The sequence below is a fragment of the Arsukibacterium sp. genome, from assembly GCF_041616895.1.
Classification (GTDB): Bacteria; Pseudomonadota; Gammaproteobacteria; order Enterobacterales; family Alteromonadaceae; genus Alishewanella.
In genome coordinates, this window is sequence record NZ_JBFJPY010000026.1 from 22771 (window position 1) to 34248 (window position 11478).

An 11478-nucleotide genomic window follows, 5' to 3' on the forward strand; every position below is an offset into this window, starting at 1 on the left:
AGATAGTATGAAACAGGATTTTATACTGCCGGATATTGGTGAAGGTATTGTCGAGTGCGAGATTGTTGAATGGCTGGTCAGCGAAGGTGACACCATTAAAGAAGACCAACCGGTTTGTGATGTTATGACTGACAAAGCCCTGGTGCAAATACCTGCTGTACACAATGGTGTGGTAAGTAAGCTGTATTACGCTAAAGGCGAGATTGCTAAAGTGCATGCGCCGCTGTTTGCCATGGAAGTTAACGATGAAGCCGGGTTTGGCGCCGCTGAAAAAAACAGTGCTGAACCGACCGGCGAGACTAAGTCCTCAGATAACGCTAAACCGGCCGTAACCATCGCCACACAGGGCACAGAAGACTTTATCCTGCCGGATATTGGTGAGGGTATTGTCGAATGTGAAATTGTTGACTGGCTGGTAGCCGAAGGCGACAGCATTGTCGAAGACCAGCCGGTCTGTGACGTGATGACTGATAAAGCCCTGGTGCAAATTCCGGCTAAATACTCAGGTGTAGTCACTAAATTGTATTATGCAAAAGGTGAAATTGCCAAAGTGCATTCGCCGCTTTTTGCGATGCAAATAGCGGGGCAGGCTGCGCCGGCTAAACAACAAACGGCAGCAGTGGCCACTGGCAGCACATCTGGCAGCACATCTGGCAACATCACCGCAGCGACCAGCGGTAAGGCAGTAGCCAGCCCTGCTGTGCGACGGTTAGCGCGTGAGCTGAATATTGATTTGGCAAAAGTGCCAGGCTCGGGTGATAAAGGCCGGGTTTACAAAGAAGATGTTAAAGCTTTTGCTGATGGTGCGGGTTCGCAGTCGGGCACTAAGCGTAAAGCGGAGGTTCAATCAGGATCAGATGCTGCTCCAATGAGCAGTAGCAGCCAAACCGCTGACAAAGTAGAGCCAATCAAAGGCATTAAAGCGGCAATGGCCCGGCAGATGGCGGATTCTGTGGCCACAATTCCGCATTTTACTTACTGTGAAGAGATTGACTTGACTGAGCTGATTGCGCTGCGGTTAAGTCTGAAAGACAGCTATGCCAAACAAGGCGTTAAGCTGACGATGATGCCGTTCTTTATGAAAGCCTTATCGCTAGCAATTAAAGATTTCCCGGTAATGAATAGCCAGCCAAATAGCGAATGTACTGAGTTACGTTATTTTAGCGAGCATAACATTGGCGTGGCGGTTGATAGTAAAGTAGGGTTACTGGTGCCTAATGTGAAAGGCTGTCAGGCGAAGTCGATTGTTGATATTGCCCGCGAGCTCAGTCGCTTAACCGATTCGGCCCGCGAAGGGCGGGTTAGTCCGGCAGACTTGAAAGGCGGTACCATTACCATTTCTAATATTGGGGCAATTGGTGGCACTGTCGCCACGCCTATTATAAATAAACCGGAAGTGGCGATAGTGGCGCTGGGTAAAGTACAGACACTGCCTCGCTTTAATGCTAAAGGCGAAGTACAAGCCAGACAACTGATGCAAATAAGTTGGTCAGGCGATCACCGGATCATCGACGGCGGCACGATTGCCCGCTTCACTAATTTGTGGAAACAGTATCTGGAGCAACCAACCTCGATGCTGGTTAACATGATTTAAGCAGTTGGCAACGCTAACTGTTTCTGATAAAAACCCACGTTGATAGTGGGTTTTTTTATGGTTAATGATACCGTTGGCACAGGGAGTACAAATGTACGAGTTTGAAGACTTAAGAGTGTTAGTGCAGGCCAAAAGCCCACTGATTGTCATTGAAACCTACGAAGAGTTACGGGCACTTGCATTGATAAAGCGCCTGGCCATAAACCTGATGCGACCAGTATTTCAATGGACTATTACCGACGGATTACAACGGACCGATCGGGAAAGCAGTCCGCAAGCTTTTAATATTGAACCCGCCCAGTTGCTGGCACAAATTAAGGGCACGCGCGTGCCTGGCATCTATGTGTTATGTGACTTTCATCCGTATTTAACAGAACCCCGTCACATCCGTTTCCTCAAAGAAATTGCTCAGGCGCACGAAAGCCTCGGGCATACGCTAATTTTATTAAGCTATGCCCTGGAAACCCCACCGGAGCTGGCGCGGTTAAGTTATCGGTTTCAGTTGTCACTGCCAGGCGAGCAGCAGATCAGGCAAATGATTAGTGAAGCTGCAGATAAATATAGCCGTGAGCATGGCCAGTTAGTGGCGATGGCTCCGGCAGATGTCAGCGCCTTGGTGCAAAACTTAGTGGGGTTAACCTTTGATGAAGCGAGGCGCCTGGCGTACAAGGCGGTGGCGGATGATGGTGCAATAACGCGCGCTGATTTGCCTCGAATTACCCGAGCCAGGTTTAGTATGTTACAAAGTGGCGGCACATTGAATCAGATATTTGATACAAAAAGTATGGACGACGTCATCGGCCTGAGCAACTTAAAACGTTGGCTCGCGCAACGTCAGCATGCATTTCGGCAAAATGGCCCAGATACGCCTAAAGGTATTTTATTGACCGGTGTGCAGGGCAGTGGCAAAAGTCTGACCGCTAAAGCTATTGCTGGTGCCTGGGCGATCCCATTATTACGCCTGGATATGGCCGCCCTTTATAATAAATATATTGGTGAAACCGAAAAGAACCTCAGTCAGGCGCTGGCTCAGGCTGATGCGATGGCACCTTGTGTGCTATGGATTGATGAAATAGAAAAAGGCCTTGCGGGCGGTGACAACGATAACGGCGTTACCCGGCGGATCCTCGGAACATTGCTAACCTGGATGGCAGAGCGAACCAAACCGGTATTTCTGGTTGCCACGGCGAATAACATCGACGATCTGGCGCCGGAATTGCTGCGAAAAGGCCGCTTTGATGAAATATTTTTTGTCGACTTACCAGACGATGAACAAATTAAAGCGCTGCTGAGATTGCACCTGCAACGCCGGCAGTTAAGCTTAAGCGATACAGAGCTTGACCAGTGTGTCGCCCTGGCACAGGGATTTTCAGGAGCTGAATTAGAGCAGGCCGTAGTGAGTGCCAGTTATCGGATGCATACCGATGGTGGCGGTTTCAGCCTGAACTATTTACTGGCCGAACTGAATGAAACCCAACCCTTGTCAGTTGTGATGGCTGAACGGATCAGCAGCCTGCGACACTGGGCAGAGCAACGTTGTGTTATGGCATAGCCCTTAGGCGTGCGCAATGAACAGGAAAGTCATGCCAGATAAAACCGACAAGATCCCGCTGCGAAACTTTTATATACCGGAAGAGCAATCGGTTTATTTACTTAATGCTAATGATGCTAAAAAGCTTAAGGATTGGGTTGCGCTTTGTATTGAAGAATTGGAAAAACTGGGATACCGCCAGATAGAACTAATTGGCAAAGGCGCCTATGGCTTTGCGTTCGCCGGGTTAGGTCTGGATGGGGTGTCTTATGTTTTTAAATTTTCCAGGATAAATTTAGCGCCGCATATTCAGGAGCGTTTGGCCGACGAAGCTTATATGCTGTCACTGGTAAAGCACCCTGCGGTGCCGGCTTATGTTACCTATCAGGTGATTAAAAAGCAGGGTATATTAATGATGGGCCGGGCCGCGGGCCTGGATTTAGAGCAATATAGCCTCAAAATAGGGCGTTTGTCGGTACGCCTGGTGGTGGATATCGCTGCACAACTGGCTGAGTTACTGCTTTTTTTGCGCCAGCAACAGATTAATGGCAATAGTGCGCCAATCGTACATGGCGATATTAAGCCCTCTAATCTGGTATTTGACGAGCGAACCGGCAAGATAAGCTTAATAGACTGGGGTTCTTCCGTCCATGCTCAGCTAGATAGCCAGGGACAGTATCTGGCGAATAATGTGATGCAGTTAATGTCTGCTGATTTACAACACTCCAATGCGCGCATGGGTGATGTTTATTTTATTGGCCCTGAGCAACGCGCTGGAGCACTTTCCAGCCCAAGGTTTGATGAGCAGGGCATTGCCAGTACGCTTTATGCTTTAGCATCGGCACAATCGTGTCGTTTTGGCCGGCTGGCAATACCAGCACGCAGTTTAGGATTACCGGTAGAGTTTGCTACTATGCTGGACAGCATGCTGGCAGATGACCCAAATTTGCGCCAGCAGGCCGGTGATTATTTTATCAGCAGAATGCCACAACTGAGCCAACTGGTGTTGCCGGCACTGCCATTACTTCCTGATGAGGCATTGCTGCCGGTCTGGTGTAGTGCTCAGAAACAAGAGCTCGATACCGTTGTCTATTCTTCGAGAAAATCGTTTTTACGTGAGCATCAGGAAGATGCCGACTTACATTATGTTGATGATGTGCAACTGGAGCGCTACTACAAGAATTATCTGGAAGGAATGGGCGAGACCGAGAAAGCATTTATTGCTGCAGTAGGCCGGCTGGCTCGCTATCCTGTGGTGGGTGGTCTGGCAATTCATTGGCAAGCTGGCGGGGTTTATATCGATTCCAGTTTAAATTTGTATGATCATAGTCTGAAAGTGGCGTTCAGCCATGCGGTGAATAATGTGGTTAATCTTGGCCGCGCTATTGGTAAACTCGGCGTGTTTAAAGCCTGTTTGTTTGATGCCCGCAATACTATCCATATTAGTCGTGACACGGTTGAACAGCCTTTTATTGTACCACCGAAGGCCAGGATACCCTACCAGAATGCGCCGGTTGCCAGCCAGGAAGAAGCCAGTAAACAACATTCCTATTTTGAAGATGGCAAAGATCCGGACGAACAGCTTGTTTTGCCTGAAGCGATCATGGATGACATTGCCAAACTCAACCTGATCCGGCATACCGGTTGTATCATTTTTGAAGTCACATCACTTTATATGAAAGTGCACAGCTACTACCGGTTATTAGATAGCGCCGCTGAACCCGAATTTTCGTCATTACTTGCCAGCATTCTTGGTAAAGTTCCGCTGATCACTGGTGAGGGCGTCGGCGGCTTTATGAAATTACCGTATAAAGACACCCGTTTTTTCGAGCATCAGCCCCAGACCAGTGCGCGTTATTACCCGCCAAACCCAATGCAATTTAGCGGTTGATAATACCTTTTGCGCGATTTATAGCCAGTTTATGCACCACACTGCAGAATTCGTGCGGGTATGCGCAGTCTTTCACATTAAAAAGGTTTAAATTAACTGGCAAACCAAGTAATGTAATGCCTTTGAAACTGGGTAAATAGAAACCGCACACCGATGTCTAGCGAAAAGAATAGTCAATACGACTTGCTGCTACAGCAAGCTCAGGCGCTCATTGCCGATGAAACCGATGTTATTGCCAATATGGCCAACTTAAGCGCGTTGTTATACAACAGTCTGCCTGATTTAAACTGGGCAGGCTTTTATATAATGCGTGGCGACGAATTGGTGCTTGGGCCTTTTCAGGGGCAGGTCGCATGTGTTCGGATCCCGGTAGGCAAAGGGGTTTGTGGAACGGCCGTCGCTAGCGGCGAGGTGCAGCTGGTTGAAGATGTCCACCAGTTTGCTGGCCATATTGCCTGTGACGCGGCCAGTAACTCAGAGATTGTGCTGCCCGTTAGGTTTCAACAGAAGATTGTTGCGGTACTGGATATTGATAGTCCAAAGCTGGCACGTTTTGATAGCGTTGATCAACAGTACTTGGTGGCGTTGGTCAAATTGCTTGAACAACGGTTAATCTCACCACTATGAAAGATGCACTGACAGTTCAGGATTATTTATTGAACGAGTCTGAAGTCGGTGACTGGGACGGCGAAGAAGAACTGGTAACCGATAAGATTAACAGTATTATTCATGCTGTCTGGGACGCTTTGCCCGATGATCTGGCTACTGAGCAGATAGAACAGATAATGCCACAACTTTGGCAGCAATTAGGAACTGATACCTTATTGCTGGATGTTGATGAGCATGAACTGACTGGGTGGGCTTTAGTCTATATGCGGCAACAAATTGAATTGGGCATTGATGATGCAGACGCTGCAAAGGCAGAAGATGCGGACGTAAATGCAGATGATGAAGAAGAGTGAATTTTAATGACAACCTCCACTGAAGCGTTAAATACAGACCAGAATACTGCGCCAGCGCAAGAAGCGTCAGCCAACGAGAGCGACGTCAGTAAACTGGCGAATGTAAAAGAAGTATTGGCATATCTGGCCCAGCAATTTCCTTTATGCTTTAGTGTTAAGGGTCAGGTAAAGCCACTTAAAGTAGGTATTTTTCAAGATCTTGCAGCTAAACTTGAGCAGGAGAGCCTGGTAAGTAAAACGCAATTAAGGCAGGCGCTGCGGGTTTACACGTCCAGCTGGCGCTATCTGGAAGCGATCCAGCCAGGTGTCGCACGCGTAGATCTGACAGGCGAGGCGGGTGAGTTAATTGACCAGCAGCAAGCGGATCATGCTCTTAATACACTTACTGAGAGCAAGAATAAAGCTGCCGAGTTACGAAAGGCGCGGCTTGCAGAGCAGAAAGCCAAGGCTAAGCCCGCGAGTGACAAACGTGCTTACAAAAAAAAGCCGAACAAAACAACAAATGCGGGCTCTAACGGCACTAAGCTAAGCAGTAAAGCAGTGACTAAAGCTGCCGCTCCGGTAGTTAAAGAGGCTGCTTTGTCTTCTATAGCAAATGAGCAACTGAAAGTAGGTGCTGGTGTATTGGTTAAATTAGGCCAGTCTCCAATGCCGGCTACCGTGCTTGAAGTGCATAAAGATGATGTAACGGTGCAGCTTTCGTCTGGAATGGTGGTAAAAACCCGTCGGGACAGTTTGTATCAGGCCTGATTAACGCAGAGTAGCTTATGAAGAAATTATCCATTTTAGCGGCAAGTTTAATGATGGCTCTGGCAGTTCAAGCCGAGCCAGGCAAATCTGAAGACAGTCAGGTTTTGCCAGTAATGGCTCAGGCATCACATCACGCAACAGCCAGTAAAAGGATAACCGCGCTGTTCACCCGAGGCCATTATGTTCCTGTGCAACTTGATGATGAACTGTCCGGTCGCATTTTCGATATGTATTTGAAAAATTTAGATTACTATCGCAATGTTTTGTTGCAGGCTGATGTTGATTCGTTTGCACGGTTTCGTGACGAATTTGACGATGGCTTGAACAAAGGGAATTTGAACTTTGCGTTTGATATGTTTAATCATACGTTACAACGCAGAGCTGAGCGGTTTGATTTTGCTATTGATTTGCTTGCTAAGGAGTTCGACTTCAGCAAGGACGATAGCTACAAGTACGATAGAGAAGATGCACAGTGGCCTGCAGATCAAGCTGAGCTGAACGAAATTTGGCGGCAACGGGTCAAGTTTGATGCTCTTAATTTAAAGTTGACCGGCAAAGCAGATGACGAAATCAGGGAGATCCTGAACAAACGCTATCGTAATAGCCAGAAGCGCTTGAGCCAGACCAATAGCGAAGATGTGTTTCAGCTGGTGATGAATTCGTTTGGGCGGGCCATTGAAGCGCATACATCTTACTTATCACCGCGCAATGCGGATCGATTCCAGCAAGAGATGAATCTGTCGCTTGAAGGTATTGGTGCAGTATTAAGAGCCGATGAAGACTACACGGTTATCCAAAGCCTGGTGCCAGGTGGACCAGCAGATCAGACTCAGAAACTTAAGCCAAAAGACAGAATTATTGGTGTTGCCCAAGATAGCAATGATTTTGTTGATGTTATTGGTTGGCGCCTGGACGATGTGGTTGATTTAATAAAAGGTCCGAAAGGCAGCACGGTAAGATTGCAAGTGCTTGGTGGTAGTGATATCGCCGGCAATAAAGCGGACGTTATTACTATTGTTCGGGATAAAATACGCCTGGAAGATCGCGCTGCCAAAGCAGAAGTTTTAGAGCCTAAACTTAACGATCTTGACCAGAATATTGGTGTAATAAGCATCCCGGGCTTTTATAATAATCTGGCTGAAGACGTTAAAAAATTGCTGGTTGAATTAAAAGAAAAGCAGGTTGATGGCATTATCGTCGATTTACGTGGTAACGGCGGTGGGTCGCTACAGGAAGCTACCTTGCTTACCGGTTTATTTATTGATCGCGGCCCTGTGGTTCAGATCCGCCAGGGCGATGGCAAAGTAACCGAGTCACCAGATAGTGATGGCGTCAGCTATTACGATGGCCCGCTAACCGTTTTAGTTGACCGCTATAGCGCATCAGCATCGGAAATTTTTGCTGCAGCGATGCAAGATTACGGCCGGGCAATTATTGTTGGTGAACAAACTTTTGGCAAAGGTACGGTACAGCAACATCGTGGTTTAGGACGTATTTACGATATGTTTGAAGAACCGCTCGGCAGTGTTCAGTATACCATTGCTAAATTTTACCGAATTAATGGCGGCAGCACGCAGCACCAGGGCGTAATACCGGATATTCATTTCCCTACCGCGATTGATCCCGCCGAATGGGGCGAGAGCAAGGAGCCGCACGCGTTGCCTTGGGATTCTATTACCCCGGCAAAGTATGCCAGTGTTAATGACATTCAGGCCGTTGTGCCAGTATTGCTCGAGAAGCATCAACAACGGATTAGCAAGGAAACTGAATTTAGTTACATGTTGCAGGATATAAAAGACTATCAGCAGCGTCAGAATGATAAAACAATTTCGTTGAAAGAGTCTGAACGGATCAGTGAGCGCGATAAAGAAAAAGCCGATCAGCTTGCCCGGGTTAATGAACGGTTGGTCAGATTTGAACTTGAGAAAGTTCAGTCTGTCGACGATGCGCCAGAGTTAATCAGTGAATTGGATCCTTTTCTTGAAGAGGCAGCAAATATCACAGCTGATTTATTACGAGTCAGCCGTATGGCGAACAAATAAAAAACAAGGCGAAGATAACGAGTTAAAAGCGGTATTTATTACCGCTTTTTGTTAGGCTCAGCCAAATATAAAAATAATTATAAAGGTTCACTTATGACAACTAGGGGTGTTTTTTCATCACGGCTGGGCTTTATTTTGGCTGCGTCAGGGTCTGCAGTCGGTTTGGGAAATGTCTGGGGCTTTCCTTCTCAGGTCGCCAGTAATGGCGGTGCCGCTTTCGTTCTGATGTATTTAGTGCTGGCGTTCCTGTTGGCGTATCCGGTTTTAATGGCTGAATTATTAATTGGCCGGGCAACCGAGTCTAATGTGGTTGATGCCCTCGGCTCTGTATCTACAGGCCGTACCGGTCGCGTGGTCGGTATGTGGGGTATTGCCACCGTTTCATTAATTTTAGCGTTTTACGGTATTGTTGGCGGTTGGATGCTGTCTTATACCCTGGAAGCGTTAGCCAGTCTCGCGGGGTTAGAGCAACTGGCTCAGTGGCTGATAACTTCTTCCCTGCCTCGCAATATTCTGTTCTGTGGCATGTTTATGCTGTTAACGGTTGGTATTGTTAGCGGTGGGGTGGTTAATGGCATTGAACGTTGGTCAGTGCGGTTAATGCCGACATTATTTGTGTTGATGTTGTTGCTGTTTGGGTACGTGATGACTCAGGACGGCGCTGTGGATGGCCTGAAAGTTTACCTTCTGCCCGATTTTACCGAAGCACTTAATCCGGAATTATTAATAAGTGCCATGGGCCAGGCATTTTTCTCCATGTCACTCGGTGTCGGCACCATGCTGATATACGGCTCTTATGTCAGCCACAAAGAAAACCTGCCTAAGCTAGGTGCATCAGTGGCACTGGTTGATATTGGTGTAGCGGTGCTGGCCGGCTTACTGATTATTCCGGCAATGTACGTTGCTTTACACAATGGCGTTGAAATTTTTGGGGCTAATGGCGAATTACTGGCTGAAGATACCCTTATATTTACCGTTCTGCCGTCCTTGTTTACCACCATGGGCTCTGTAGGGTTAGTTGTAGCCGCTGCTTTCTTTCTGTTAATGTCGATAGCCGCCCTGACGTCTTCTATTTCAATGCTTGAAGTACCGGTTTCTTATGTCGTCGAGAACCGTAAAATAGCCCGTAACAAAGCAGTTTGGCTTATCGCTGCCATTATATTCTCCATTAGCGTACTTATTTTGACTAACTTTGAATTGCTGTTTGGTTTTGTTATTGCGCTGACAACCCAGTACAGTCAACCACTGCTTGGCTTAATGCTGTGTATTTTCGCTGGTTGGATATGGAACCGAAATTCTATTTTAGCTGAGCTTAAGAAGGGCGATTCGCAAGCAGAACATAGTTGGTTCTGGCGGGTTTGGCCCTGGTACGTTAAATTCGTTTGTCCGGTGATCATATTGCTGATGTTTTACCGGTCATTATAGAGCCTGGTCTCTGCCATCATAATAAGATTGAAAGGCGCTGCAAGCGCCTTTACTAAAGTGGAGCAACAATAATGACTGAAAAACATCCTAGTTTTCTGGATGCAGCGCTGCCGGTTATCGTCCTGATTATTTTACTTTCTGCCTCGGTTTATCTATTTGGCAACGACTCCTCGTACGGGCCCAACCAGATTGCGCTATTTGTTGCCACAGCTGTAGCGGTAATCATTGGTTTAAAAAATGGGTACAAGTGGCATGCCATGGAAAGTGCTATGGTGTCTGGGATTTCGTTGTCATTAGGCGCGGTCCTTATTCTGCTATCAGTAGGAGCACTGATTGGCACCTGGATGCTATCCGGTACCGTACCAACGTTGATTTACTACGGCTTACAGTTGCTCAGTCCAAGTTGGTTTTACGCCGCCAGTTGTTTACTGTGTGGTATCGTGGCAATGAGCATTGGTAGCTCCTGGACCACTGCCGCTACCATAGGTGTCGCATTAATTGGCGTAGCCGCAGGGTTAGGGTTGTCACCGGCTATTACCGCTGGTGCTATTGTCTCAGGCGCCTATTTCGGTGACAAGCTCTCGCCACTGAGTGAAACAACCAACCTTGCGCCAGCAGTTGCCGGAGCTGAACTTTTTCAACATATCCAGCATATGCTCTGGACTACCGTGCCAAGCTTTGTGCTGGCACTGCTACTTTTTACTATTATTGGTTTTAGTAGTGATATTAGCGCTGATTTTGCTCGCATTGAACAAATTAGCGCGGTATTGCAACAACAATTCGCCATTAGTCTAGTATCGTTAGTACCATTGTTGGTGCTATTGGCTATGGCCATAAAAAAAGTACCTGCCTTTCCAACCGTTTTTATAGGTGCCTTGCTGGGTGCAGTATGGGCCGTATTTTTTCAGCAAGAGTTACTGGCTCGGCTAATTGATGACAGCTTGCCGGCAATGGTGGGGGTGTTTAAACTGGTATGGCATACCTTTTATGCCGGTTTTGCAGTAGATACCGGTGATACTAACCTGAATGAGTTACTGAGTGGCGGCGGCATGGCAAGTATGCTTAATACTATCTGGTTGGTATTTTGCGCGATGATGTTTGGTGCAACCATTGAGAAAATTGGTTTACTACGTAAGTTTGTCCAGTCCATTCTCTATTTTGCCAGCAGCACAGGCTCGCTGATCAGCAGTACTATTGCGACATGCTTCGTTACCAACTTACTTACCGCTGACCAGTATATGTCGATTGTCATGCCTGGACGTATGTTTAAAGAAGAGTATAAA

At 47.2% G+C, this 11478-nt stretch carries 9 protein-coding genes; all 9 read left to right on the forward strand.

The features are described 5' to 3' along the window. Positions 1-7 precede the first annotated feature (7 nt). Positions 8-1594, forward strand: a complete 1587-nt coding sequence (locus ABY802_RS06605; RefSeq protein WP_372626238.1) for a dihydrolipoyllysine-residue acetyltransferase — start codon at positions 8-10, stop codon at positions 1592-1594. 91 nt (positions 1595-1685) lie between these two features. Continuing rightward, positions 1686-3146 carry an AAA family ATPase gene (locus tag ABY802_RS06610; protein WP_372626239.1) on the forward strand — a complete coding sequence of 487 codons (1461 nt, stop codon included), beginning with the start codon at positions 1686-1688 and terminating at the stop codon, positions 3144-3146. Positions 3147-3177: 31 nt separating this feature from the next. Continuing rightward, a complete protein-coding gene (locus ABY802_RS06615) occupies positions 3178-5016 on the forward strand; it encodes a serine/threonine protein kinase (RefSeq protein ID WP_372626240.1) in 1839 nt (612 codons plus the stop codon). A 153-nt stretch (positions 5017-5169) separates the two neighbouring features. Further along, positions 5170-5643, forward strand: a complete 474-nt coding sequence (locus tag ABY802_RS06620) for a GAF domain-containing protein (protein WP_372626242.1) — start codon at positions 5170-5172, stop codon at positions 5641-5643. After that, positions 5640-5978: a hypothetical protein gene (locus ABY802_RS06625; RefSeq protein WP_372626243.1), complete on the forward strand. Its 339-nt coding sequence runs from the start codon at positions 5640-5642 to the stop codon at positions 5976-5978. Before ABY802_RS06620 ends, ABY802_RS06625 begins: the two co-directional genes overlap by 4 nt. Positions 5979-5984: 6 nt before the next feature. Next, positions 5985-6728, forward strand: a complete 744-nt coding sequence (gene proQ, locus ABY802_RS06630) for an RNA chaperone ProQ (RefSeq protein WP_372626244.1) — start codon at positions 5985-5987, stop codon at positions 6726-6728. Positions 6729-6745: 17 nt separating this feature from the next. Further along, positions 6746-8770: a carboxy terminal-processing peptidase gene (prc, locus tag ABY802_RS06635; RefSeq protein WP_372626245.1), complete on the forward strand. Its 2025-nt coding sequence runs from the start codon at positions 6746-6748 to the stop codon at positions 8768-8770. A gap of 93 nt (positions 8771-8863) precedes the next feature. Then, on the forward strand, positions 8864-10195 hold the full coding sequence (locus ABY802_RS06640; RefSeq protein ID WP_372626246.1) for a sodium-dependent transporter: 1332 nt from the start codon (positions 8864-8866) through the stop codon (positions 10193-10195). A gap of 71 nt (positions 10196-10266) precedes the next feature. Beyond that, positions 10267-11478 (forward strand): Na+/H+ antiporter NhaC (gene nhaC, locus ABY802_RS06645; protein WP_372626247.1); only part of this gene is annotated, 1212 nt, incomplete at its 3' end.

Bases quoted from the DNA above. Each gene is read 5' to 3' on its own strand.
- ABY802_RS06605 (WP_372626238.1), top strand. From the start codon at position 8: ATGAAACAGGATTTTATACTGCCGGATATTGGTGAAGGTATTGTCGAG.
- ABY802_RS06610 (WP_372626239.1), top strand. From the start codon at position 1,686: ATGTACGAGTTTGAAGACTTAAGAGTGTTAGTGCAGGCCAAAAGCCCA.
- ABY802_RS06615 (WP_372626240.1), top strand. From the start codon at position 3,178: ATGCCAGATAAAACCGACAAGATCCCGCTGCGAAACTTTTATATACCG.
- ABY802_RS06620 (WP_372626242.1), top strand. From the start codon at position 5,170: ATGTCTAGCGAAAAGAATAGTCAATACGACTTGCTGCTACAGCAAGCT.
- ABY802_RS06625 (WP_372626243.1), top strand. From the start codon at position 5,640: ATGAAAGATGCACTGACAGTTCAGGATTATTTATTGAACGAGTCTGAA.
- proQ (WP_372626244.1), top strand. From the start codon at position 5,985: ATGACAACCTCCACTGAAGCGTTAAATACAGACCAGAATACTGCGCCA.
- prc (WP_372626245.1), top strand. From the start codon at position 6,746: ATGAAGAAATTATCCATTTTAGCGGCAAGTTTAATGATGGCTCTGGCA.
- ABY802_RS06640 (WP_372626246.1), top strand. From the start codon at position 8,864: ATGACAACTAGGGGTGTTTTTTCATCACGGCTGGGCTTTATTTTGGCT.